Annotated in this window: 26 protein-coding genes; 12 read left to right on the forward strand and 14 right to left on the reverse strand. The window is 60.2% G+C overall.

Annotated features, from left to right (window positions below; translation table 11 throughout):
- Nucleotides 1-147 precede the first annotated feature (147 nt).
- The 3 genes from AC0L17_RS13040 to AC0L17_RS13050 all read right to left on the reverse strand — a co-directional run bounded on the left by AC0L17_RS13040 (nucleotide 148) and on the right by AC0L17_RS13050 (nucleotide 2,592).
- Nucleotides 148-1,554, reverse strand: a complete 1,407-nt coding sequence (locus AC0L17_RS13040) for a Do family serine endopeptidase (RefSeq protein ID WP_473516123.1) — start codon at nucleotides 1,552-1,554, stop codon at nucleotides 148-150.
- A 63-nt stretch (nucleotides 1,555-1,617) separates the two neighbouring features.
- A complete protein-coding gene (locus AC0L17_RS13045) occupies nucleotides 1,618-1,824 on the reverse strand; it encodes a hypothetical protein (protein WP_023799550.1) in 207 nt (68 codons plus the stop codon).
- Between the two features lie 336 nt (nucleotides 1,825-2,160).
- Nucleotides 2,161-2,592: a hypothetical protein gene (locus AC0L17_RS13050; protein WP_023799551.1), complete on the reverse strand. Its 432-nt coding sequence runs from the start codon at nucleotides 2,590-2,592 to the stop codon at nucleotides 2,161-2,163.
- Nucleotides 2,593-2,762: 170 nt separating this feature from the next.
- Here AC0L17_RS13050 and AC0L17_RS13055 point away from each other — a divergent pair, with 170 nt between their 5' ends.
- The 4 genes from AC0L17_RS13055 (at nucleotide 2,763) to AC0L17_RS13070 (ending at nucleotide 5,202) form a co-directional block, all read left to right on the forward strand.
- Nucleotides 2,763-2,945 carry a hypothetical protein gene (locus tag AC0L17_RS13055; protein ID WP_128172175.1) on the forward strand — a complete coding sequence of 61 codons (183 nt, stop codon included), beginning with the start codon at nucleotides 2,763-2,765 and terminating at the stop codon, nucleotides 2,943-2,945.
- Nucleotides 2,946-2,953: 8 nt separating this feature from the next.
- Nucleotides 2,954-3,175, forward strand: coding sequence for a hypothetical protein (locus tag AC0L17_RS13060; protein ID WP_473509609.1), 222 nt, complete (start codon nucleotides 2,954-2,956; stop codon nucleotides 3,173-3,175).
- A gap of 286 nt (nucleotides 3,176-3,461) precedes the next feature.
- A complete protein-coding gene (locus tag AC0L17_RS13065) occupies nucleotides 3,462-3,626 on the forward strand; it encodes a DUF3309 family protein (RefSeq protein ID WP_023799553.1) in 165 nt (54 codons plus the stop codon).
- A gap of 169 nt (nucleotides 3,627-3,795) precedes the next feature.
- Nucleotides 3,796-5,202, forward strand: a complete 1,407-nt coding sequence (locus tag AC0L17_RS13070; protein WP_473516124.1) for a PAS domain S-box protein — start codon at nucleotides 3,796-3,798, stop codon at nucleotides 5,200-5,202.
- A 61-nt stretch (nucleotides 5,203-5,263) separates the two neighbouring features.
- On the opposite strand, the gene AC0L17_RS13075 is transcribed toward AC0L17_RS13070, so the two are convergent.
- Nucleotides 5,264-5,731: a hypothetical protein gene (locus AC0L17_RS13075; RefSeq protein WP_473516125.1), complete on the reverse strand. Its 468-nt coding sequence runs from the start codon at nucleotides 5,729-5,731 to the stop codon at nucleotides 5,264-5,266.
- A 123-nt stretch (nucleotides 5,732-5,854) separates the two neighbouring features.
- Here AC0L17_RS13075 and AC0L17_RS13080 point away from each other — a divergent pair, with 123 nt between their 5' ends.
- Nucleotides 5,855-6,109: a hypothetical protein gene (locus tag AC0L17_RS13080; RefSeq protein WP_023799556.1), complete on the forward strand. Its 255-nt coding sequence runs from the start codon at nucleotides 5,855-5,857 to the stop codon at nucleotides 6,107-6,109.
- A 148-nt stretch (nucleotides 6,110-6,257) separates the two neighbouring features.
- Complete coding sequence (locus AC0L17_RS13085; protein ID WP_473516126.1) at nucleotides 6,258-6,671, forward strand: HD domain-containing protein; 414 nt, start codon at nucleotides 6,258-6,260, stop codon at nucleotides 6,669-6,671.
- Nucleotides 6,672-6,730: 59 nt separating this feature from the next.
- Here the strand turns inward: AC0L17_RS13085 and AC0L17_RS13090 are convergent, their stop codons facing one another.
- The gene (locus AC0L17_RS13090) at nucleotides 6,731-7,141 is read right to left on the reverse strand and encodes a DUF427 domain-containing protein (protein ID WP_023799558.1); all 411 of its coding nucleotides are present in this window, start codon (nucleotides 7,139-7,141) and stop codon (nucleotides 6,731-6,733) included.
- A gap of 262 nt (nucleotides 7,142-7,403) precedes the next feature.
- Here AC0L17_RS13090 and AC0L17_RS13095 point away from each other — a divergent pair, with 262 nt between their 5' ends.
- Entirely contained in the window at nucleotides 7,404-7,841 is a 438-nt protein-coding gene (locus AC0L17_RS13095) for a CBS domain-containing protein (protein ID WP_473516127.1), read from the forward strand.
- Between the two features lie 279 nt (nucleotides 7,842-8,120).
- Nucleotides 8,121-9,251 carry a site-2 protease family protein gene (locus AC0L17_RS13100; RefSeq protein WP_473516128.1) on the forward strand — a complete coding sequence of 377 codons (1,131 nt, stop codon included), beginning with the start codon at nucleotides 8,121-8,123 and terminating at the stop codon, nucleotides 9,249-9,251.
- A 111-nt stretch (nucleotides 9,252-9,362) separates the two neighbouring features.
- Here the strand turns inward: AC0L17_RS13100 and AC0L17_RS13105 are convergent, their stop codons facing one another.
- Complete coding sequence (locus AC0L17_RS13105) at nucleotides 9,363-10,019, reverse strand: TerC family protein (RefSeq protein WP_023799561.1); 657 nt, start codon at nucleotides 10,017-10,019, stop codon at nucleotides 9,363-9,365.
- A 396-nt stretch (nucleotides 10,020-10,415) separates the two neighbouring features.
- On the opposite strand from AC0L17_RS13105, the gene AC0L17_RS13110 reads away from it, so the two are divergent.
- Nucleotides 10,416-11,525 carry a calcium:cation antiporter gene (locus AC0L17_RS13110; RefSeq protein WP_473516129.1) on the forward strand — a complete coding sequence of 370 codons (1,110 nt, stop codon included), beginning with the start codon at nucleotides 10,416-10,418 and terminating at the stop codon, nucleotides 11,523-11,525.
- 68 nt (nucleotides 11,526-11,593) lie between these two features.
- On the opposite strand, the gene phnE is transcribed toward AC0L17_RS13110, so the two are convergent.
- The 3 genes from phnE to AC0L17_RS13125 all read right to left on the reverse strand — a co-directional run bounded on the left by phnE (nucleotide 11,594) and on the right by AC0L17_RS13125 (nucleotide 14,085).
- On the reverse strand, nucleotides 11,594-12,388 hold the full coding sequence (gene phnE / locus AC0L17_RS13115) for a phosphonate ABC transporter, permease protein PhnE (protein WP_091590052.1): 795 nt from the start codon (nucleotides 12,386-12,388) through the stop codon (nucleotides 11,594-11,596).
- Nucleotides 12,381-13,130: a phosphonate ABC transporter ATP-binding protein gene (locus tag AC0L17_RS13120; RefSeq protein WP_473516130.1), complete on the reverse strand. Its 750-nt coding sequence runs from the start codon at nucleotides 13,128-13,130 to the stop codon at nucleotides 12,381-12,383. The genes phnE and AC0L17_RS13120 overlap by 8 nt, the downstream gene beginning before the upstream one ends.
- 97 nt (nucleotides 13,131-13,227) lie before the next feature.
- Nucleotides 13,228-14,085 (reverse strand): PhnD/SsuA/transferrin family substrate-binding protein, encoded by an 858-nt coding sequence (locus AC0L17_RS13125; RefSeq protein WP_473516131.1) that lies wholly within the window; start codon nucleotides 14,083-14,085, stop codon nucleotides 13,228-13,230.
- 120 nt (nucleotides 14,086-14,205) lie between these two features.
- Between AC0L17_RS13125 and AC0L17_RS13130 the strand changes: the two genes are divergently transcribed.
- Nucleotides 14,206-15,387 carry an alpha-D-ribose 1-methylphosphonate 5-triphosphate diphosphatase gene (locus AC0L17_RS13130; protein WP_473516132.1) on the forward strand — a complete coding sequence of 394 codons (1,182 nt, stop codon included), beginning with the start codon at nucleotides 14,206-14,208 and terminating at the stop codon, nucleotides 15,385-15,387.
- Nucleotides 15,384-16,169: a phosphonate metabolism transcriptional regulator PhnF gene (gene phnF, locus AC0L17_RS13135; protein WP_473516133.1), complete on the forward strand. Its 786-nt coding sequence runs from the start codon at nucleotides 15,384-15,386 to the stop codon at nucleotides 16,167-16,169. Before AC0L17_RS13130 ends, phnF begins: the two co-directional genes overlap by 4 nt.
- A gap of 46 nt (nucleotides 16,170-16,215) precedes the next feature.
- On the opposite strand, the gene AC0L17_RS13140 is transcribed toward phnF, so the two are convergent.
- The 4 genes from AC0L17_RS13140 to AC0L17_RS13155 all read right to left on the reverse strand — a co-directional run bounded on the left by AC0L17_RS13140 (nucleotide 16,216) and on the right by AC0L17_RS13155 (nucleotide 18,797).
- On the reverse strand, nucleotides 16,216-16,671 hold the full coding sequence (locus tag AC0L17_RS13140) for an NUDIX hydrolase (protein ID WP_473516216.1): 456 nt from the start codon (nucleotides 16,669-16,671) through the stop codon (nucleotides 16,216-16,218).
- Between the two features lie 116 nt (nucleotides 16,672-16,787).
- Nucleotides 16,788-17,225 (reverse strand): PIN domain-containing protein, encoded by a 438-nt coding sequence (locus AC0L17_RS13145; RefSeq protein ID WP_473516134.1) that lies wholly within the window; start codon nucleotides 17,223-17,225, stop codon nucleotides 16,788-16,790.
- Nucleotides 17,222-17,476: a FitA-like ribbon-helix-helix domain-containing protein gene (locus tag AC0L17_RS13150; protein WP_091590043.1), complete on the reverse strand. Its 255-nt coding sequence runs from the start codon at nucleotides 17,474-17,476 to the stop codon at nucleotides 17,222-17,224. The genes AC0L17_RS13145 and AC0L17_RS13150 overlap by 4 nt, the downstream gene beginning before the upstream one ends.
- A 163-nt stretch (nucleotides 17,477-17,639) precedes the next feature.
- Complete coding sequence (locus tag AC0L17_RS13155) at nucleotides 17,640-18,797, reverse strand: glycosyltransferase family 4 protein (protein WP_473516217.1); 1,158 nt, start codon at nucleotides 18,795-18,797, stop codon at nucleotides 17,640-17,642.
- A 272-nt stretch (nucleotides 18,798-19,069) separates the two neighbouring features.
- Here AC0L17_RS13155 and AC0L17_RS13160 point away from each other — a divergent pair, with 272 nt between their 5' ends.
- A complete protein-coding gene (locus AC0L17_RS13160; RefSeq protein WP_473516135.1) occupies nucleotides 19,070-20,650 on the forward strand; it encodes a DUF4214 domain-containing protein in 1,581 nt (526 codons plus the stop codon).
- A 161-nt stretch (nucleotides 20,651-20,811) separates the two neighbouring features.
- Here AC0L17_RS13160 and AC0L17_RS13165 read toward each other — a convergent pair whose 3' ends face one another.
- Nucleotides 20,812-21,729, reverse strand: coding sequence for a glycosyltransferase family 2 protein (locus tag AC0L17_RS13165; RefSeq protein ID WP_473516136.1), 918 nt, complete (start codon nucleotides 21,727-21,729; stop codon nucleotides 20,812-20,814).
- Nucleotides 21,730-21,961: the final 232 nt, after the last annotated feature.

The following is a 21,961-nucleotide window of genomic DNA, read 5'->3' on the forward strand; positions in this document are numbered from 1 at the left end:
ACTCATTGGACGAAACGGCCTTGGTCGGCTGTTGTTCCCGTCCCTAAAGGCCGCCTCTCGCGAAAGCGTGTGATCTATTCGGCCAAGTTTCCGCTCGCCAAGCTTAACGCGTTTCCATCAAGAGTTGGCTCGTCAAGAGTTGGCCCGTCAAGATTTGGCCGTGGCCACGGCAACGAAAAGAGATTGCCCTTGCCTGCTGACGCGGAACAATATCGGCTTGTTCTGCTGGCGGGATCTCGCCCACTCCTCTTCGATGTCCGACGGCTGTGTCACATCCCGGTTGTTGGCCGAGACGATCACATCACCAGGCTGAAAGCCGTTTTCGGCGGCGAGGCTGTTTGGAGCCACTTCCTGGACGAACACGCCCGTAGTATCCGGCTGGAGTCCGAGCTGCTGGCGTGCCTCATCCGGGATTGGGCTGAGCGACAATCCAAGACGCATGTCGGCCGTTTCCGACTTCGGAACGGCGCTGGTCTGTTGCTCCTCATCGTTGCGTTGTCCGATGGTCAGAGCTATTTCCTGTTGGCTGCCTCCGCGGTTCCGTGTCAGCGTCGTTTTTGTTCCCGGCTTTTGGCTCGCAGCCGCGAGCGTCAGATCATGGACGCTCTGGATGTCCTTGCCGTTAAAGCGTGTGATCACGTCTCCCGCCTGTATTCCGGCCTGCTCTGCCGGACTGCCGGGTTCGACCGAGGCGACCAGCGCTCCCTTGCTGCCGGGTATTCCAAGCGCCTCGGCAATCGACGGGGTGATCTCCTGGAGACGCACCCCGATGAAACCGCGCTCGATCCGGCCAGTGCGGATCAACTGGTCGACGACGTTCCGGGCGGTGCGGGATGGTACCGCAAAGCCAATCCCTATGCTGCCACCTGTGGGAGATACGATGGCCGTATTGACCCCGATCACTTCGCCGCGAGCATTGAACAGCGGGCCGCCGGAATTGCCGCGATTGATTGAGGCGTCGGTCTGGAGAAAATCGTCGTAAGGACCGGCATTGATGTCGCGCGAACGGGCCGAAAGCACGCCGACGGTGACGGTCCCGCCGAGCCCGAACGGACTGCCGATAGCGATCGTCCATGCGCCGGGTTGTACTGCATCGGAGTCACCCCAGGCGGTCGTTGTCATATTGGACCGCGGGTCGATCTTCAGCACCGCGAGGTCGGTTGCCGGATCGCGGCCGACGAGCTGCGCAGGCAACGTCTGCTTGTCGGAGAATACGACATGAATTTCGCTTGCATCGGCAACGACATGGTTGTTGGTGACGATGTACCCCTCGGGGCTGATCACAAAGCCGGAACCAAGGGCCTCTCGCACCTGCGGTTGCGCCGGTCCGAGGCCGGGACTGCCGAAAGGACTAAGAAAGTCGCCCAGCGTCGCCTGGTCCTGGATGATCTGTTTGGTCGTTATTGCGACCACGGCCGGAATTTTCTCGCGCACGATCGCCGTGAAGTCGTTTGGGATTTCCTGAGCTGCGAGCGGAGCAAAGCCGCCGGCCGAGAGCATCAGAGTTCCGGCGATCAGGCCGGCGCAAAGTCTTTTGTTCGATACCGGTAACATGGCCTGCGACTCCTCCAGCGTTCAGTGATCAAGCATGCGACCGCTCCAGCATGAGCCAGCGGTTCACCAGCGGATTACGACAACCCTGTCGTTCCCGTTGGCGAGTTCGACAGCTTCGGTGCCGTCCGGTTTCCGGCTTTCGATCCGGGCACCTTCCACCGTTTCTATGCCGGCAATGTTGGCCGCAAAGGCCTCGTCAATCTCGGCGGCACAGACGAGGGTATCCGGGGGCAGATCCTTCACTTGGTCCATCAACTCGCGAAGCTTCATGGCGAACCTCCTTGGCACAGGCCCGGATTCTTTCAGCCGCACATTCCAACCATGTGCCTCCAGAAAAGTTCCCAGACGCGATTGCGGGCATGTCACAGGGACGAGATTCCGCCAACGATGCATCGGTGGTGGCATGGATCAGGGGCGCGGGCCGTGTTCACATGAATCGAGAGCTTCCTGCCTCCGACAAGGGACCCGGCCATGAGCCTTCGTCCGGCCGCCCTGAATGCAAGGCGTCGGCTCGATCAACACTGCGGCACCGGCGATGCCACCAGCTTTGGCGGCCAGCCGCTAACTCGAACGATCAAGACTTGTCGTCACCGTTCTGGGCTGGCCTCAATGCACAAACCTTGCCCTCAGCCAGGCCAGAAGTCTGTTCCCGGTAATCGTCCGGCGGACTCTGGCGGCAGCCCATCGCGCTTGCATCGTAGCACCAACGTGACAGTGACAGACGATGTTGTGCAACTGCCAGTCACTTAGCTCGAAGAAGCGCTTTGCCTCACCGTAGGTATCATCTTTCAGACCCATGGCGCGCAGCACCGGATCCTCATAGGCAACGGTGATCGGCGACCCCGCGCCACGCGCTACGTCACGAGCTTCAGGACTGAGATATTCGGTGCCTGAAAGGGCTCCGAGGCAACGCCGTGGATTTTGTTCGAGAAGCTCTGCCCAACGCTCGATCCGCTGCGCCCGAGTCATGGTCGGGTATGTCGCCGAGGGCTCAACTTTCGCAACTGTCTGCAGTTGGTCGAGTGTTTGGTGTTTCATGGTCGGCTCCTTTCAACAGGTGGAAGTGCCCACGCCCTAACAGAAGATTATTGCGCTGCGACGCGCCGACAAGGCCGGAATTGGCAATGTCAGGAGTTTGCCCCTCGCCCGGTTCGGATCAGGAACCTTCCCGGGGGCCTGCTTGTTTTGGCTAGTGAAAGGAGACGGTCATGAGCACAAAACCACCACCCGTTCCGACAGAGAACCAGAGCCCAAAGGGTCCGGGCGACAAGAAGTCGGTTCCTGTCGACCAGACGCAGCACAGCCATTCCGCCCCAAATCCTGACAAACAGGGCCAGCAGGGCAACACGAAGGTCAATACGACCCATCAAGGCTATCAGCAGGACCGCTAGGTGATTTCATGTCCACGTCGAAAAAGACTCGCGCCAGTATTCGCCATGGCGGTCCTGGCGCATCGCACGAAAACGCCAAGGAGCCGCTGGTGATAGAAAAGCCGCCAGCCGATTCCGATCTGCGCAGCCGCAGCAAGATCTCAGGCGGCGGAGGCGAACGCGACAGCCACCATACTCATGAGCCCGAAAAGAAGGGCGGCGGCACCCGGCCGGCAAACAAAGGGCGGTAGAGTGGCTGTGGCCTACTTTGGCCTACCGCCGCAACTTCCGACTGCGTCAGGCATTTTTGCTGTGATCGCCGTTCCTCCAGACGGTCCGAGGCTGAGAAAGCCTGTCGCCCGCGGGCTCCCGGCCGGCGGGCTGTCTCGTCAGCCTACCGGCTTTTCCCGCGAGACGAGCGACAGCGATGCTACTTCCGGTGGAACAGGAAGCCCCCTCTGGGAGTTCATACCGTAATCAACAGGCGCATGGACGTGCCCTTGTACGGCGCGGCAGCGCACGAATGGGAGAACCACCATGAGCCTCGGAACCATACTCATCATCATTTTGATCCTTATCCTGCTTGGCGGGTTCAGCGGTTTGGGTGGTGGACCGTTCTACGGCACCGGCTATTATGGTGGCGGTGGCCTCGGTCTCGTGCTGCTGATCGTTATTATCCTGGTCCTTCTCGGGCGCATTTAGTACACGATTAGGCGGACAATTTGGCGATGATCCTGTGTCGGCCTGATGCCTTGCCCAGGAATGTCGCCGCGACTGCGGGCAAAGGGGACCGCACGTGATTGTCCGGACGGAACCGAAACCGCTCAAGGGCATTATAGCCGCTCAGAAATCCACGAGAATGGCGCCATAAGTGAACTTCGTTGAACAAGCCGATGTCGGCCTCGGAGTTCCGGGCATTCCCACTGCCGATCTGATGCAGGCACTGCCGGTCGCCATCTACACCGTCGACGGGCAGGGACACATCACCTTCTTCAACGAAGCCGCAGCTGAGCTCTGGGGCCATCGTCCTGTTATCGGTCGGGACCTATGGTGCGGCTCGTGGAAGCTTCGTCATCTGGACGGTCGGGATATGGCGCATGGCGAGTGTCCGATGGCCGTGGCGCTGCGCGAAGGGCGGGATGTCTCCTGGGACCAGGCGATTGCGGAGCGGCCGGATGGCGAACTGGTCCCATTCAGGGCTCACCCACGCCTGCTTCGCGACGAAGCGGGCAATGTAGTCGGGGCCATCAACACGCTGCTCGACCTGCGCACGCAGACGCTGGGCGATGAAGCCCGCATGCGTCTTGCCGCCATTGTCGAGTCGTCGATGGACGCCATCGTCTCGAAGGACATGAATGGCATCATTACCAGCTGGAACGACGCTGCAGAACGCCTGTTCGGCTACACGCCTGCCGAGGCGATCGGCCGGCCGGTGACGATGCTCATTCCGCCTGACCGTCTCGACGAGGAAGTCTCGATCATCAGTCGCATCCGCGCCGGCGAACGCGTCCCCTCCTATGAGACGATGCGCCTGCGCAAGGACGGCACGCTCGTTTCGGTCTCGCTCACCGTCTCACCGATCCGCGACGGGATCGGGCGGGTCGTCGGCGCCTCCAAGATCGCGCGCGACATCAGTTCCCACAAGGAGAACGAACGGCGCATCCGACTGCTCATGCGCGAGGTCAACCATCGGGTGAAGAACCAGTATTCGGTCATCATCTCGATGATCCGCGAGACAAGCAAGCTGACGAGCACACCTGAGGCTTTCCTCGGGCAAGTTCGAGAGCGCATCCTGGCGCTTTCGGAATCCCATGATCTCCTGGTCAATGCCGAATGGCGCGGCGCGACGGTCGGCGAGCTCATCCAGGCACAGCTCAAGGCCTTCGCAGCGCAGTCCCGCGTGTCGATGGCCGGGCCACTGGTGGTACTGCAGCCGAACGCCGTCCAGTATCTCGGCATAGCCTTTCACGAACTCGCCACCAATTCGGCAAAACATGGAGCGCTGTCGTGCAACGGCGGACGCGTCGAGATCGATTGGCACGTGATCCCTGCGGGCGACGGCGCTGAGACCTTTCGACTGGTCTGGCGTGAGTTGGACGGGCCAATCCTGTACGCTGTCAGGGGGCGCGGTTTCGGACTGGTCGTGCTCGAGCGAGTGGCGCCGCAGGCTCTCAGCGGCAGCGGGCGGCTGGAGTTCCACGCCCGAGGCATCACCTGGACGCTCGAGGCGCCGCTGGATTTCGTCCAGACATCACTGGCCGAAATCGCGGCCGATTGAAGGAATTTCGCCGCGCTCGTGAAGCTGAGCCCTCCCCGCGACCGACTGTGTTCGGCCAGACCTATTGCGTTTGGTCCGGCGGGCGAAAATAAGGCGAAACAGCCCTGTCCTCCAGAACATCGACGTCGCCTGTTCCAGGCAGGGCATCGCAGCCAAGCGAATGCCGATCGACGTTACCTGGTTCAAACACGATCAGGCTGTCGAATTCCATGGCCGCCCCGTAGAACTGGGCGGCTTGCAACACCAGGCATTCGACGTCTTCAAGCGCAACGTTTTCTGCGAGGTTTCGCAGCCGCACAGCCTCGGCCACCGCAGTGACATTGAGTATCCCCTTATCCCGGGCGGCTGCCCAAACCTGGAGGTTGACGTCTTGACACAAATGAGCCGAGTAACCGAAGCGCATGGAAAACCCCTTTTCAGGAGCGGTTTGTCCCTCGTGATTAGCATGTGCCCTATCGATCCGAATAGCAAGCTGCACTAGTAAAATTACCCACACAATCAATGATTTAGCATATGACAAAGACTGCATAATCGACGCCTTGCCGTAGCTGTCAGCCGTTCACACCAATGGCTAATCAACAGGTCTTGACGACCGCTGAGGCTTTTCCTACTTCTTAGACAAATACTAACTTTGAGCGGCTGGAGGGCAGAAATGGCCGAGCTGGAAAGACCCGAACGACTGCAGATCATGCTAACGTCGGAGGAATTGGCTGCTTTGGAAAACTGGCGCTTCGAAAGGCGCATGCCAAGCCGGTCTGCGGCCGTGAGGGAGTTGCTGCGGCGCGGTCTCCACGCGGATGGATTTTTGACAGCGGCACAAGGTGCCAAGTCGCAGGATTTTGGAATTCTGCCCAGTTCCGGCATTGTCGATGGAGCGTCCCGCGACCAGGGCGGCAGCAAGCTGTAAGGCTGCCCTCGCGGCGCTGGAGATGTTTCGTCGCCGGAGCCTTGCCCATTCTGTGGAACTTCAGGCAATCGTCGCGCGTTCGGTGAGGCATGTTGTGGACCGGACAAGGCCGGTTGCAGCATCACACAGGCCAGCAAGGATCGAGGCAGTGAGCTTCCTTTACCGCGCGGCAAAAATCGCCGAACAAGCTCATGCGGGGCAGACGGACAAGACCGGACGGCCCTATATCGAGCATTGCCGCCGGGTCGTTGATGCCGTCGAAACGCTCGACCAGAAGGCCGTTGCCTACCTCCACGACGTTGTTGAGAAAAGCGACGATTGGGATCGCGAGCGGCTCGAGGCGGCTGGTTTCGGAACATCCATCGTATCGGCAGTCGATGCGATGACACGCAGGCCGGACGAGGACGACCTCGCTTTCGTGCGCAGAGCAGCAGCCAACCCATTGGCGCTGCCGGTCAAGCGCGCCGATCTTGCCGACAATTTATGGCAGGCACAGCAGATTGGCGCGTCGACATCGAAATATGAAGACCGACTGCGGATCCTCGACGAAGAATTCTCCTGATGACGAAAGGATTGTCGCCTGTGGCGTGATCGGCCGATGTGCGGCCTTCATGCGAGGCTCTATTCGGGGATGTGAGGCGTATGTCGCTTGTCCTCGGCAGGATCGGCATCGATCCGCGCCTTGCTGGGATCGAAGGCGCCATGGCGGGCGATGGCCAATGCCGGCGTGTCGGGCGTCTCGTAGGCCCACATGAAGTCGTCGGCCGCTCCGCCGACCGCGTGGACCCGCCAGTAACTGGCCGTGCCCTTCAGCGGGGAGTGGGTTGTGGTGTTGGTCTTCTCCAGAAGGTCGAAATAGATATCCTCGAACGGGATATAGAAGACCGGATCTTGCCCCTCTTCATGGAGCACTTTTGCCCGCTCTGTCGAGGCAATGATCGCGTCGGAGAACCTGACCGTCACGGTTCCATTGAACGGGGTAATCGTCAGCGCGCCGGGACGGCTGGTGGAATTTACGGCTAAGGGCTGCATTCGACTTCTCCGTTGGCTGCTGATCTCCTGGAACGTCGTATCGCCCGTCAGGGTTCCAACGGCGACAAGTGCCTCGGGCGCGCGATGATTGGGCTCGACTTCAAGTCAAGAATTCCCGCGACGCGGGCTTTGCCAGGCCCACCCCAGCCAGGTGAAAACCCTGTGCGTGCTATCCAATCCACATTTCAAGGGAACGTTACCGCCGAAAACTTCGTTCATTGGTCATCGCGGCGGGGCTTCGCAAAGATGAAGGGAGATTGCCATGAAGGTCGGCAATTGCATGACGAGGAATGTCGAGATCGCTAACCCTGAACAGTCCATTCGCGAAGTAGCTGAGACCATGGGCAGGCTTGACGCCGGAGTGATGCCCGTGGGCGACCACGACCGGCTGGTCGGGATGATCACCGATCGGGATATCGCGATCCGCGGCGTAGCACAGGGTAAGGGGCCTGACACGAAAGTGCGTGATGTCATGAGCCCGGAGGTCAAATATTGCTTCGATGATGAAGACGTAGAGCATGTGCTTGAGAACATGGGCGACCTGCAGGTGCGTCGGCTCCCGGTCCTGAACCGAGACAAGAGGCTCGTCGGCATCGTCTCGCTCAGCGATCTCGCGACGAAAGCCGAAGCGGCAGAAGCGGGAGAGGCTTTAAGCGACATCTCGAAGCCGGGTGGCGAGCATTCGCAGACTGCCCACTGACGCTGGCGCCCCGCCGGAGCAAGGTTCAGGAGCAAATCCATGGATGACGCACCGAAGCACCTTTCAGCGCCGAAAAAAGCGCGGCGGGGCGAAATCATCGTGAAGGCGCGGACGCTCACCGGAGTATAATTTCGTGATAAGCTCTTCTTGTGCCGGGCATCTTGCGGCCGGGCAGCCCTTGGTCGCAGACGATGAGCTTGAGCACCTGATGTTCTCGAACGATTGCAAGCGTCCTGCCAAAGCCTGTTGCGAAGGCGGGGCCTCTCGGAGTGGACGGATTTGGGTTGGTCGCTGAATCTTGGGACGATCGCCGGCACCACCGTGCGCGTTCACTTTACCTTCCTGCTTCTGCTCGTCTGGATTTGGCTGACGCACTATCAGATCGGCGGCACGCCAGCGGCCTGGCAAGGCGTTGCCTTCATCATTGCGGTTTTTGCCTGCGTGGTCCTGCATGAGTTCGGCCACATCGCCGCTGCGCGGTATTTCGGCATCAACACGCCGGACATTACGCTTTTCCCGATCGGCGGCGTCGCCAGACTCGAACGCATGCCCGAAGAGCCGGGGCAGGAGTTCGTGATCGCGGTCGCGGGGCCGCTGGTCAATGTCGCGATCGCCGCGCTGATCTTCGTCCTGCTCGGCGGGTCGGCGGGCGTCGAACAGATGGCTGAGATCGAGGATCCGCGTATGAGTTTTCTCGCCAGGCTTGCCGGGGTCAACGTCTTCCTGGTCATCTTCAATATGATCCCAGCCTTCCCGATGGATGGTGGCCGTATCCTGCGCGCCGCACTCGCCGCCCGCCTGTCGTGGTCGCGCGCGACCCAGATCGCAGCCACGATCGGGCAAGGATTGGCCTTCGTCTTCGGTTTCGTTGGGCTGTTCTACAATCCGCTGCTGATCTTCATCGGCATCTTCGTCTATCTCGCCGCGGCAGCGGAAGCGCAAAACGCACAGATCCGGGAGGTAGCCACAAGCGTCCTTGTCGCGGATGTGATGATCACCGAGTTCGCCCGGCTGGAACGGTCGGCGACGCTCGACCAGGCAATCGAGATGCTGCTCGCGACGACGCAGCACGAATTCCCTGTCGTCGACTCCGCAGGCCATCTTGAAGGATTGGTTACACGCAACGACATGATCCGGACATTGAAGGAAAAGGGACCCGCCGCACCGGTCGCGAGCGCAATGCGGCACGATATCCCGAAAATACATTACCGCAAAAGTCTCGAGGAAAGCCTGCGGCTGATGCAGCAGGCAGATGTGCCTGCTGTAGCCGTCGTCGACAGTTCCGACCGGCTGGTCGGGCTCATGACACACGAAACCATAGGCGAGATGCTCATGATCCGCTCGGCCGTGTCGGATGCCTTCCGATTTGGTCGTTTGCGTGGGGCCAAGCCACGATTCACACGGATCTGAGCACGAGGATTCTTTTCACTGCCGGATCGGGTGAGTGCGCTCTAAATCGTAGCGGAGCGATAAGCAGAAATCGGCCGGAACGAAGGTCGTCCCGGCCCTTTTTTCTGTGCCTCAAGCGCCCCCGACATGAGGCAGAAGTTCAAGCGCACCGCGATAGATCATGTCGCCAGCGACGTAGAGGATGACCACCAGGCCGACATAGGCAATCCAACGGTGCTTCTGAAGCAGATTGGCAATGAGGTTTGCAGCGATGCCCATCAGCGCTACGGAGAGGACAAGGCCGAAGATCAGCACGTTCGGATGTTCGCGCGCAGCACCGGCTACCGCCAGAACATTGTCGAGTGACATGGAGACGTCGGCGATGATGATCTGCCAGGTTGCCTGGGCCAGGGTCTTGCGCGGAGCCTTGCCAGCTACGACGCCATCGTAGTCGACGTCGCTTTCCGAAAGCGCTTCGATCGCCTGTGCTTCCTGCGCATGGTTTTGCCGGAGTTCGCGCCACATCTTCCAGCAGACCCACAACAGCAAAAGACCGCCGGCGAACAGCAGCCCGACGATCTGCAGGAGCTGGGTTGTCGCGGCCGCAAAGCCGATGCGCAGAACGGCCGCTGCGATTATGCCAACGACGATTGCGTTTCTGCGCTGCTCTTTGGGTAGTCCGGCCGCGGCAAGGCCGATAACGATGGCATTGTCGCCGGCCAGCACCAGGTCGATCATGATGACCTGCATGAGAGCGGTCATTGCTTCGGGACTGAAAAAATCTGTCATACGGCACCCTTGCGTTCAGCTAGGGGTGACGCGGCTTGCGAGTATAACCGTAGAGCAACGCGGACACCGCGTATGACAAGAGAAATGCCGCTACAGCTGAAGAAAACTCAAAGCCAGGCCACCCGGATTGGAATTCCAGTCCGACATCGCAGTCCTGAAGGACTGCCAGAGGGGCCCGGCCTGGTAGCACCTAGCTATTGCCCCAAGCGCAAAAACTCAAGGCTTAATTGTGATCCGCATACGCGGCATCGCTCGGCAAGCTGGTTAAGCCAGGTCGATCAGCCACGCGGCCATTGAACGGGCCGGCAGCCGCAAGTAAGGTTGATACAGTGGGCTTCGGTCAATTTCTCCAACACCCGATCTGCGACCGTCGATGGCGATGAAGGGAATTCCGTCTTGGCTGCTCATCGGCGACCGATCGGCCAATATCTGTTCCCAATCGGCTCCTTGGGCCTGGCCGCACTCATTCATTTCGGCGCCGCGTCGATCGAGCATTCGCCGCTCTCGATCAAGATCCTGGCGTTGATCGTCGTCGCTATCTTCATCTTCGCGACAGTGTTTGTGGTTTTGCATCATGCGGAAGCCGTCGCACTGCGGCTCGGTGAACCATATGGCACGCTGCTGTTGACATTTTCGGTGACGGCCATCGAAGCATCGGTCATCATTTCGATGATGCTGCACGGCGAGAACAACCCGACGCTGGCACGCGAATCCGTGTTTTCGACGGTCATGATCGTATGCGCTGGCGTCGTCGGGGTCTGCCTCACCTTGGGCGGGCTGAAGCATCGATATCAGGACATCAAACGACAGGGCACCAACGCCTCGCTTGCCGTAATTATGGCGCTGACAGTTCTTACGCTGATCCTTCCAAACTACACGCTTGCAACAAGCCCCGGTACGTTCTCCGCCTCGCAGCTCGCTTTCGTGAGCATTCTTTCAATCCTCCTCTATGGTGCCTTCGTCTTTGCCCAGATGGTGCGCCATCGGGGCGATTTTATCGAAGACCTGACCTCCAGCGCGGAACATGACAAGCAAGTATCTGAGGGTGGGAGAGTGACCACCAATGTGCTCCTCTTATTTGTCGGACTGGCAGGGATCGTTCTTCTGACCGAGCAGGTGGCCGGCAGCATCGAGAATGGGCTCGAGTTTCTTCATATTACCCAGGCGGACGCCATCGTGGGCTTCTTCGTCGCTGCGCTTGTGCTTATGCCGGAGGCGGTATCGGCGGTTCGGGCAGCACTCAATAACGAGCTTCAGCGAGGGCTGAATGTCGCCCTCGGCTCGGCCTGCGCCACAATCGGCCTGACAATCCCGGCGATCGGTGCGGCGAGCCTGCTCACCGGACGAAGCCTGACTCTTGGTCTGGGTCCGGGGGATACCGTGCTTCTCATCCTCGCGCTTGCCATCAGCATCGTGAGCTTTGGGACGGGCCGAACAACGATGCTGACGGGGCTCGTTCATCTCGTCGTGTTTGTCGCCTATCTGTTCCTTATCTTCGTGCCGTAGGTGATCGCCCGCCGTCTTCGGCCATCGCTGCGTTCTGTCGATTTGCGGCGCACATGCCTAGCCTGCAATTACTGGACCTTCGAGCGTAGGCGATCCGTCACGAACTCCATCAACACCACGATGGCGAAGATCACGAGAATGATGGTCGAGGCATTCCTGTATTGGAAAAGATCGAACGCGACCTTCAGCTCCTGGCCGATGCCACCGGCTCCAACGAGGCCGAGAACAACTGATGAGCGCACTGCCTTTTCAAGCGCGAAGAGCGTGGTGTTTATCAGGGACGGCATGGCGTCAGGCAGTACTGCCCCGCACAGAACAGAGAATCGTCCGGCGCCGATTGCAAACAGCGCTTCCTGAGGTCTTTCGTCGGCATCCTCCATCGCCTCGGCGAAGAAGCGCCCGCAAAAGCCGATCGTATCGACGACGATGGTCATGGTGCCGGCAACTGCCCCGAGACCAACGGCTGACACGAAAAGTAGTGCCCAGACCAAATCTGGAACAGTCCTGAACAACGAGACCAGCATCCTGGAGATATGCCGGAACGGGCCGATCGGGGTTATGTCCTTGGCCGAGAGCCAGGCAAACGGCAAGCTGAGGACGACACCTATTGCTGTCCCCACGAGCGCTATCTGAAACGTTTCGACCATGCGCCAGAAAACCCTCAGGAGGAACCCTGGCTCGACATTTGGGGGTATCATGCGGCCGACGAGATGGACCATTCGGGGCACCCCGCCTGCCAGTTGTTCCGGCGAAGGTGCGACCTGCCCGGCGGAAACGATCACGAGAGCGGCCAAAGCGACGGCAAAGCTGAAAGTGACGGGCGAGATCGATGGAATCCGGCTCGGCGAAAGGCGGTCATGCATCGAAGACGTCTTTCAGATCAGCGCGGGTCACCTGCGCCGTCGGTCGGTCGAAGAAGACCTTGCCCGCCTTGAGCGCTATCAAGCGGTCGGAGTAGTCGAGAGCATGTTCCATGTCGTGCGTGGTGTAGACCAAAGTGATCGCCTGTTCCTGGGTCAGCTCGGAGAAGACGCGCATCACATCATGTCCAGCCGCCGGGTCGAGACTTGCCGCCGGTTCGTCTGCTATCAAAAGCTTCGGACGCCGGATCAACGCACGGGCAATCGCCACCCGCTGCGCCTGCCCTCCAGAAAGCGCGTCGGCGCGGGCGCCCGCCTTGCCGAGAAGCCGCACTTCGGCGAGGGCCTGCATTGCTTCCTCGCGCCAGTGTTGCTTTGCGATGGAATGGTGCCAGCCGCGCCAGCCGCCGGGCAGCCCGAGCTTGCCCTGCAAAACGTTTGTAAGAACCGATTGGCGGCTGACCAGTCCGTGGTGCTGGAAGACAAATCCGATCTGCCTGCGAATGCGCCGCAGCTGGGCGACGGACGGCGCCGAGCGGAAGCTCTCGCCGAGGGTGACGACCTCGCCACCGCTCGACGGTAGAAGACCAATGAGGCATTTGAGCAGGGTGGATTTTCCAGCACCGTTCGAGCCAATCAGGGCAACCCGTTCGCGCGATGCTATGGTGAGGCCGATACTGGAGAAAATGACCTTTCCGTTCGCATAGCTCTTCGCAAGATCGTGCACCCGAATGATGGCTGTCATAGTGACCTCTTGGCCCAGACCGAACTGCGAAACAGACCGGCGGTTAGCCGCCGGCCTTGTCGCTGAAAGGAGCAAGTCGATGAAAAAGGAGCAAGCCTCAGTTTACGAAGTCGGTGAGGGTCTCGATTCCGATCGTGCGGTACATCGAGCGGACATAGTCGTAGTCCGAGTCCCTGACATCAGTCAGGAAGAGACCGCCCTTGAATTTCTGGTTGTCCTCGCCGGTCAAGATCGCTTTCATCAGCTCATTGCCATTCTTCGCAAAGGCATCGCGGATCTTGACGAACACGTCATCTGAAATGTCCTTGCGGGCGACAAGAATGTCGTTCGGCAGATCGCGGCCCCGTGCGATGACCGAGAAGGCAACGCCGGGGAATGCTTCCCGGACCGAGTTCAGATAGCCGAAATTCAAGCCGATAGCGGCGATGTCGCCGCGGATGAGAGCCTCAGCCGCGATGTTGCGCGATATGATTACTGGTTCGTAATCGGTGGCATATTTCAGGTTGAAATCGGCCAGCGCCTGCGCGGGGCCGAGGTGCTGGGAGGTCGAGCCGACCGAGCCGAATGCGACCTTCTTGCCCTTCAAGTCTTCGACCGAGCGGATCGGTCCATTCGCCAGCACGGCGATCTGAGCGAAATAGTCGGGGCGCTGCCAGGCGACAACAATCTTCGGCTGGCTTAATTCCTTCATGACGACGTATTCTGCAGGACCGGTCAGGACAAGATCGACCTGCCCGGAATTCATCGCCTCGACGGCGGTGGTCCGCGAACTGACCGGAAACAGTTCGACATCCAGGCCGGTCGCCTCCTCAAGAGCGGTCTGGAAAGCCCCGAATTCCTGCTGAAGAGCCTCCAGTCCCTCCATGTCGGTTACCGCGAATTTCACCGGCTCCGCAAACACTGGAAGAGCGGAGGCAAGCGTCAGGGCGAGTGCGGTTGCGATGCTGCGGATCATCGTTTTTTCCTTTGCTGTATAGACAGGAAACTGTTACCCGCTAATCCGTATACGCAGCAGATGACGTGCTCGTGACATTTCGCCGGCGCCACCGGCAGACTTTGCTTTTTGAGGGATACAGTGAACTGGCACATCCAGGGTGGTCGCATCCTTACCGAACGGGGACTTGAAACCGCGGACCTGAGCGTCACCGGCGGCGCCCTGTCAGAGCTGCGGGCGGCCCATGCCTCCACAATCGATGCCGATGGTCTGCTCGTGCTTCCGGGGATCGTCGATATTCACGGCGACGGCTTCGAGCGCCAGATCATGCCGCGGCCCGGTGTCCGCTTCGACACCGCGCTGGCGCTGAAAGATACGGACCGCCAGCTTGTCGCCAATGGCGTAACCACGGCCTTTCACGGCGTCACGGTGTCGTGGGAGCCTGGACTTCGCTCGCTCGACGCTGCCAAACAGCTGATCGGCGCGGTCTGCGATCTCCGCGATAGCCTTGGCTGCGATACGCGTCTGCATCTGCGCTGGGAGACCTTCGCGCTTGATCAGATGGCGCAGGTCGTACGATGGCTCTCGCTTTCGCCACGGCCGATCATCGCCGTCAACGATCATACCACGGGGTCGGTGCTGAACGGCACGATTGCCCGCAAGATCGGTCAGATGGCGGAGCGGTCTGGCTTGAGCCGCGAGCAATACATGACGTTGCTCGGCCAGATTTGGTCCCGCCGCGCCGAGGTTGAGATCGCGATCGGGAAGCTGGCCGCAACTGCGCGGGCCAATGGCAATGTGCTTCTTGCCCATGACGAAGCGTCTCCCGAGGAACGCATATATTTTCGCGCCCTCGGCGCAAAGGCCTCGGAATTTCCGCTAACGCTCGAAACGGCCAAGGCCGCGCGGCAAATGGGCGAGGATGTGATCCTCGGCGCGCCCAACGTCGTGCGCGGCGGCAGCCATAATGGAGCGCTAAATGCCACCGAGGCCGTCAGAGCCGGACTTTGCACGGTGCTGACCAGCGATTACCACTACCCTTCGCCTCTGCATGCGGCCTTCAGACTGTCTTCGCCAGACGCCGGCGACTTCCCCTCGATCTGGAAGCTGGTTTCGGCAAACCCGGCCCGGGTGGCCGACCTCGACGATCGCGGCTCGCTTGTTGCCGGCCGCCGGGCGGATCTGATCCTGGTCGATGCTGGCGATCCAGAGCATCCGCGTGTGGTGGCCACCATGGTCCATGGACAAATTGTCTATAGCTCCGGGCTCTCCCGCACAGACCGACGGTCTGCACGGCGGTCGCGGGTGGATAAGGTTTCATGACCTTGGACACGAAAATTTCAACACCACACGAGCGCAATGGCAATCGCCTTCTGGCCTTTGACGGGCTGGTCTTTCGGCCACGCAGCGATACGCCGATCTGGCAGCAGATCTACGATCACATCTTCGATCTGATCGAGAGCGGCAGTCTTGCACCGGGCAGCCAGCTTCCCGGAGAAACGCATCTGGCACAGAAACTCGCGGTCACCCGCATTACGCTTCGCCGGGCGCTGCAGCAGTTACAGCATGAGGGCCACCTCACCGCCCGCAAGGGCGTCGGTATCTTCGTGCGAAACCTGCCCTCGACATTCACTGTTCGCGACGGACAGCGCTTTCTCGACAATTTCGAAGCCCACGGCCAGGAAATCGGCACCAATACGCTGCTGATCGTCCGGGAACCGGCCGAAGCGGCCGTGGCGGAACGGTTGCGTCTCGCACCTGACACCACCATTATCCGGCTGTGCCGGATCAGAACGTCGGACAAGCAGCCGGTTTACGTCAATACCAAGTTCTTTCCGGCGCATCTCTTCCCCGACTTCGATCAGAGATACGATGTGCGTCAGTCGGTGACCGATGTTTTCCGCGCGCATGGCATCGACAACTACCGGCGGGCCGAGACGCGCATCAGTGGCGGCTTTGCATCCCCCGATGAAGCGGAAATCCTGCGGCTGACGCCCGGAACGCCAGTATTCCGCATCAATGCTGTCAACGAGGACCGCCACGGCGTACCAATCGAATGGACCCGCGGCTGCTGGCCGCTGACATCCGTCGAATTCGTCTTCTGATTATGGCGCATGTCAACACGACCAGTTGAGGCCATTGGGTCGCCCCTTAGACAGACACCACAAGCCGGTCGAGAAAAGGCCGCTGGCCGACAAGCAACTTTTCCCGGGCCATTTCGAGGCCGAACCACCCTGCGCGATCGATCTCAGGAAAAGTCTGCATGCGGCCGCTGCGCGGCGGCCATTCCATCTCGAACATGTTGCTGCGCAAGGTGCCGGCGTCGAAATCGTCTTCGACGCCGAAGGCCGTAACAAGCTTGCCGCCGGGCTGGCGCAGCGCTCCCAGCGGAAGCAGCGCTCCCGAGAGCCCCCAGCCGGTTTCCTCCACAAATTCGCGACGCGCCGCAGCTTCCGGCTGTTCGTCATCACCATACTCGCCCTTTGCAATCGACCATGCGCCGAGATCGCGGCTTTGCCAGAACGGCCCGCCAGGATGGACAAGCAGCACTTGCAGTTCACCGGCTGATCTGCGGTAAGGCAGGACGCCTGCACTTCTTTTCGCCATCGCCTCATATGCCTCCGCCATCCAGCCTATCATCGCAGGCAGGCTGAACGGGACATGTTCCGTTTGTCGAAAGACTGCCCTGCCCTGCGTCGATGCGACCGGCTACTGACGCCAGGTCAAATCTCGCTCGTTGCTTGGCCAACCCAGGGATTGACGACATTCAGCCCCGCAGCCTCGAAAGGGCTGGTGTCGCGTGTCGCGATCATGAAGCCCCGTGCAGCGGCTGTGGCGGCGATATAGCCATCAGCCTTGCCGATTGCCTTGCCGGCCGCTTTGGCGTTCGCCGCCAGTTCGGCATAGGCTTGCGAAGCGTCAAGATCGAAGGGCAACACGCGCCCCCTGAACAGCGGCAACACGCCCCGCTCCATGCGCTCGTGCAAGGTTTCGCGGCGCTTGCCGGCAGGCAGCGCTGCGATACCGAAACGCAACTCGGCTACAGTGATGGCCGATAGATAGAGCGTTTCGATAGCCTGCGCGTCGATCCACGCCACGACACTCGGGTCGGGCGCGAGCTTCCACGGCTCGGAAATCACGTTTGTGTCGATGAGGATCATTCAAACTTCATCGGCTCGGCTGGGGTCTTGTCGCGGAGTTGCTGTATTGCGCGCACGTCTTCATCCGCAAGTCCGGCCTCGCGGCCGATGGCGGCCAGGAGCGAGCCGAGCTTGACACGGCCCTCGGGCCGCGCCGCCTTCTCCAGGATGTCGCGGATTTCGGCTTCTGCGCTACGCCCGTGCATGGCTGCGCGCACCCGTAAGGCGCGGTGCACTTCGTCGGGCACGTTGCGGACTGTGATGGATGGCATTGCTTGCAAGCCCTCAAGATGATTGACATGCTTGCATTCTACGCAAGTGCAACAATAGGCGCAACCCTGACCGGAAACATCTGGTCCCGATCCCATCTACTCATGCGAGTTGAACGGGAGTGGTGCGCCTGAATGGCAAATTTCCGTTGGGCTCGAGACGATCTCAAATGATACTGGCCGCCGCAAGTCGCTCATTCGGGTCGCATTCGACTTCCATGAGCGGTGGTAGTGACGGAAATCCATCCACGCTGGCCATCAGCTCCAGATAGCGCTGAGCCGACGCGGCCCACTGAAATCGCGCCGCCCTGGCGCGACCGCGTGCGATCAAGTTGGTTCTGAGGCCTTCTTCGTGGACCAGCCGCATGAAACAATCGAACCATGCATTCTCATCGCAAGGTGATGCGTACAAGACCGCATCGCCGCCGATTTCGGGCAGGCTGGCACGGTCCGACATGACCACCGGACATCCCAGTGTCATGGCCTCGAGGGGCGGCAGCCCGAAACCCTCGACCAAGGAGGGGAACGCGAGGCATAGGCAATCGCGCAGAAGCGCGCCGAGTTCCGCGTCCGACCTTCTTCCCAGCCAAATGACGTTCGGCGATTTCTGGTCGCCGCTGCTGGCGAAAACGCGGGACGTTGTAGCGCCCACGACAACAATCTGCAGCCCCGCCGCGGCAAGACGCTCGTGCATGCCGATGATCAAGCCGACATTTTTGTGCGGGATAGAACTGCCAAGCACGACGATCGTACCGGGGCCGGCCACTGCCATTGTTTGTTGCGAGTGGCAAGGAGCCCATCGCAACGCATGTTCATTCCCATTGCCTACAATTTCGACCTTTGCCGCCGGGCACACGCCATAGCGCGCCAGTTCACCCGCAGAGTATTTCGACACCGTCGTAATCTTATGCGCGGCCCGGCCCAAGGCAGGAACCAAGGTGCGGTAGAGAAGCCGAAATGGAATTGAATAGCTCTGCGGGCATGCCCGTGTATTGACGTCGTGAATGCACAGCACCTGTCGACGAACCGTCACAGGGCCCGTATTGCAGAGGCTAAGCAGCCCGCCGCGAAGACAGGCCGGAAGCACAGCCTGTTCCCATAAATGCCCGCCAAAGCTGCCGACAGTCCGGACACGGATCGCTGCCAAGGGCAAATTGTCAAGCGCCCCCGGCGGGACCAGCAACTCGACCGTCAGATCCCGTGTCAAGGCAGCCTGGCCAACGATCAAGGCGTCCAGCGCCGAAACGATCTCGCGTGCGTAGCGCTGAACTCCGGTGGTCGGCTGCGCGAGAAAGCGGCCGTTGATTGTCCAATGTCGTGTCATCACAGGGCTTTTGATCACCAGCGCCATGCCTCAGTTCCACGACTTTGGACGACCAGGACAGCAGGGTCATCCTGGTCTTTGGGACGTACCCGGTCGTTTGCTTCAGAGGCTTCCCGGCAGCTCTCATCCGAATGGCGAGGCCAATCCATGGGCGTTTACGCCAAATGTGTGAGGTTCTGCGTGGCGCGGTTTTGATAGACTGCGTTGGGCAGTGCGGCAGATCTCGATCGTCGTGCTCGGATGGATGTCAGGCGAGTTCAGCGAGTGGAGTGATGCCGCATGATGTCTGGCGCAAAACAAGCAAGTTCGCGCTGATGCAGCGGCCGACCAATCCATCGCAACCAGGTTCCGTTGGACGGGCCGTCGCCGCGACCAGACGTCTGTGGACAACCCTGGCATGCCTGCTGGGCATGACAGCTTCGTGCGCAGCGGATCTGCTCTGGGGGGTGAATGGCCATCCCTTTACCGCCTATCCCGGGATATCGATCGAACAGCAAATCGATTATGTCCGCGACCTCGGCATGAAGTCGTATCGCGTCAACATTTCCAGCCTCGACAGCGCCACCAAACTTGCCGAACTGGTCAAGGCGGGCAAGGAGCGCGGAGTCGAGATCCTGCCGGTGATCACGCCCGGCCTCGACCTGGACAATGGGACCGTCGATGACCTCTATGCGCAGGCCTACCATCTCGCGTCGGCACTGGTATCCCGCTTCAAGGACGACATCCGCGTTTGGGAGCTTGGCAACGAGATGGAGAATTATGCCATCTTGATGCCCTGCGAGATGCGGGAAGGCGGAATACAATACAATTGCTCCTGGGGGCCTGCCGGCGGCACCGAGACATCCCATTACTTCAGCCCACGCTGGTCTAAGGTGAGCGCGGTGCTGCGCGGTCTGTCGGATGCAACCGTCGCGGTGGATCCGACCATAAGAAAAGCAATGGGAACGGCCGGCTGGGGTCACCGCGGAGCGTTCACCCGGATGCTGCAGGACGGCATCAGATGGGATATATCGGTCTGGCATCTTTACGGGGGCGACCCCGAGGAAGCATTCAAGTTCCTGGCCACTTTCGGTCGTCCAATCTGGCTGACCGAATTCAACTACCCTGGGGGCAGCCAGGGGGGAGAAAATCAACAGGCGGACGGTCTGGTGCAGACGATGACTATGCTGCGCCGATATCAATCTCCATATGGATTGGAAGCAGCCCATATCTACGAACTGCTCGACGAGCCGTACTGGGCGCCAAGCTACGAGGCCTTTATGGGCCTCGTGCACCTGAAGAAGCGCGGCGATGGGCTATGGGCGCCGAGCGGGCGAAAGCCGGCATATGATGCCGTAAAGAAGGCCATTGCGAACGGCAATGCAAGCTCGAGTTCGTCGACGGTCGCGAGGGAGAGCCCGCCGCCTGCGGGCCAGGTGTCGGTGCCCAGCGTTCCCGTGACCGACACATTTCAGCCCTGTTCGCTTGATGCGTTCGACAAGTCTGCCCTCCCGGCCAACCAGATTGCATATGCTTACTGCGTTATCTTGCATCGCATGCCGTCTCCAGCCGAGCAGTGGCGCGAGGTCGTCGCGATGAAGAAGGATCCATCCATATTTCCGATACTGACAAAGCTGTTGCTTTCGGTCGAATTCAGGACCGACAATCAGCCAGTTGGTCTTGGAAATGCGCAATATATCGCCATTCTCTATCGGACATTGCTGGGACGGGAGCCAGACGGCCATGGGCTTTCTGATTACGTGTCGAAACTGGACAGCGGCGAGGCGAGTGGAGAACGGATCGTGGCGGAATTGATCCATTCACCTGAGTTCCGCTCCAGACACAAGGTTCTGTTTCCGAACGAGCCTCAATAGTTCAATGAACATCACTGGCCGCAAGATTGTCGTTGGGGTGTCCTGGACAGCGGTCGAAACATGATGCTGGCAGTTCGCCATGAGCACCATCTTTGCGCATTGTCCTGTGGCCCGAGCGGCGCCCCTGCAGCCTTTTTCGCGACTGCCGGAACGAGCAACGCCTATAACGAGGATTCCACTTGCGGATCTCCGGGATGGCGGATTCTGCCCATTTCAAGAACAAATTCGGGTTCGATACGCCCCGTCAGGACATGAATCATGGCAAGGATGTTGCCGCGCAGCCTTCCGCGGCGGTCGATGTAAGACTCTGGGCGCACGCTGCGCAAAAGGTTGGCGGCGACATTGCGCGCCATGAGCGGCAGTGCGAATGTAGCCGGCATGGTTCCCTTCTTGATCAGATAAACCGGATTGACGATCTGCGAATATCCGAACCGCTCGCCGCTCACGCGCCCGGTCTTGATACCAAGATGGACGCCGCGGATCGTATTCACCGCGACGACGCGGCCGCACGACCTCAATTGGCTGGAAAAATCTATGTCCTCCTGCCAGCCATAGAGAACCAGGCGCTCGTCGAAGCGCAACTTGCCGATCCTGGCGGCCCGAATGGACATGTTGCAACCATAGGCGCCGAGATGATGGACGACCTCGGGCTGCGGCGGCGGCTCCTGCTCCGACTGGTGGAGAGCCAGCATGGCGTCGTGCCAATCCAACCCGGCGTTGACGGCGCCGTCCTGGACCACTCTGCCCATGACAACAGCCCAGTCGTCATGCTCTTCGAAAGCTCTCTTGACGCGCTCGAGATAGTCGTCGGCCGGCACGAAATCGTCGTCGAAGAAGGTGACGACATCGAAACGCCCGCTCGCGTGGTCGAGCGCGCTGTTGCGTTGCACGCATGACCCTTTCTTCCCGAAGACAAGGGAAACCGGGAAGCAACTTGTCTCAGGAAGCTCGACATGCGTGGCATCGGGCGCGGAAACGACAACTTCGTCAGGCGGTTGCGTCTGGCGCTGCAGATGCGACAGCAATCGGCAAAGTTGGCTGCCGCGGCCAAGGGTTGCAATGATCACGACGAGCTTCATGCGCAATCCTGCTAGAGGCGACAAGGGCGATTTCGCTGCGACGGTAAGCCTTGGGATGGGGGCAGACAGCCTGTTAAAAAGGGGGGCTGCGGGGCTAATCCGGCGCTACCGCCTGCCTCGATAGGTGTAGCAACCCCATCTTCGGATCGCATGCCTCTCCTTTGGGCTTAGCGGCCGCGCAGGTTCACGGCCTTCCACAATTGGTGCCCGAATCTTCCCAGGGTGAACGCCT

It is taken from the genome of Mesorhizobium sp. WSM4829 (genome assembly GCF_055811475.1).

What these genes read in the sequence shown, in the direction of transcription:
- AC0L17_RS13040 (WP_473516123.1), bottom strand. Translation starts at nt 1,554, where the DNA reads ATGTTACCGGTATCGAACAAAAGACTTTGCGCCGGCCTGATCGCCGGA.
- AC0L17_RS13165 (WP_473516136.1), bottom strand. Translation starts at nt 21,729, where the DNA reads ATGAAGCTCGTCGTGATCATTGCAACCCTTGGCCGCGGCAGCCAACTT.
- AC0L17_RS13060 (WP_473509609.1), top strand. Translation starts at nt 2,954, where the DNA reads ATGTCCACGTCGAAAAAGACTCGCGCCAGTATTCGCCATGGCGGTCCT.
- AC0L17_RS13080 (WP_023799556.1), top strand. Translation starts at nt 5,855, where the DNA reads ATGGCCGAGCTGGAAAGACCCGAACGACTGCAGATCATGCTAACGTCG.
- AC0L17_RS13050 (WP_023799551.1), bottom strand. Translation starts at nt 2,592, where the DNA reads ATGAAACACCAAACACTCGACCAACTGCAGACAGTTGCGAAAGTTGAG.
- AC0L17_RS13120 (WP_473516130.1), bottom strand. Translation starts at nt 13,130, where the DNA reads ATGACAGCCATCATTCGGGTGCACGATCTTGCGAAGAGCTATGCGAAC.
- AC0L17_RS13155 (WP_473516217.1), bottom strand. Translation starts at nt 18,797, where the DNA reads ATGACACGACATTGGACAATCAACGGCCGCTTTCTCGCGCAGCCGACC.
- AC0L17_RS13065 (WP_023799553.1), top strand. Translation starts at nt 3,462, where the DNA reads ATGAGCCTCGGAACCATACTCATCATCATTTTGATCCTTATCCTGCTT.
- AC0L17_RS13090 (WP_023799558.1), bottom strand. Translation starts at nt 7,141, where the DNA reads ATGCAGCCCTTAGCCGTAAATTCCACCAGCCGTCCCGGCGCGCTGACG.
- AC0L17_RS13105 (WP_023799561.1), bottom strand. Translation starts at nt 10,019, where the DNA reads ATGACAGATTTTTTCAGTCCCGAAGCAATGACCGCTCTCATGCAGGTC.
- AC0L17_RS13095 (WP_473516127.1), top strand. Translation starts at nt 7,404, where the DNA reads ATGAAGGTCGGCAATTGCATGACGAGGAATGTCGAGATCGCTAACCCT.
- AC0L17_RS13125 (WP_473516131.1), bottom strand. Translation starts at nt 14,085, where the DNA reads ATGATCCGCAGCATCGCAACCGCACTCGCCCTGACGCTTGCCTCCGCT.
- AC0L17_RS13055 (WP_128172175.1), top strand. Translation starts at nt 2,763, where the DNA reads ATGAGCACAAAACCACCACCCGTTCCGACAGAGAACCAGAGCCCAAAG.
- phnE (WP_091590052.1), bottom strand. Translation starts at nt 12,388, where the DNA reads ATGCATGACCGCCTTTCGCCGAGCCGGATTCCATCGATCTCGCCCGTC.
- AC0L17_RS13075 (WP_473516125.1), bottom strand. Translation starts at nt 5,731, where the DNA reads ATGCAGTCTTTGTCATATGCTAAATCATTGATTGTGTGGGTAATTTTA.
- AC0L17_RS13150 (WP_091590043.1), bottom strand. Translation starts at nt 17,476, where the DNA reads ATGCCATCCATCACAGTCCGCAACGTGCCCGACGAAGTGCACCGCGCC.
- AC0L17_RS13145 (WP_473516134.1), bottom strand. Translation starts at nt 17,225, where the DNA reads ATGATCCTCATCGACACAAACGTGATTTCCGAGCCGTGGAAGCTCGCG.
- AC0L17_RS13160 (WP_473516135.1), top strand. Translation starts at nt 19,070, where the DNA reads ATGCCGCATGATGTCTGGCGCAAAACAAGCAAGTTCGCGCTGATGCAG.
- AC0L17_RS13045 (WP_023799550.1), bottom strand. Translation starts at nt 1,824, where the DNA reads ATGAAGCTTCGCGAGTTGATGGACCAAGTGAAGGATCTGCCCCCGGAT.
- phnF (WP_473516133.1), top strand. Translation starts at nt 15,384, where the DNA reads ATGACCTTGGACACGAAAATTTCAACACCACACGAGCGCAATGGCAAT.
- AC0L17_RS13140 (WP_473516216.1), bottom strand. Translation starts at nt 16,671, where the DNA reads ATGGCGAAAAGAAGTGCAGGCGTCCTGCCTTACCGCAGATCAGCCGGT.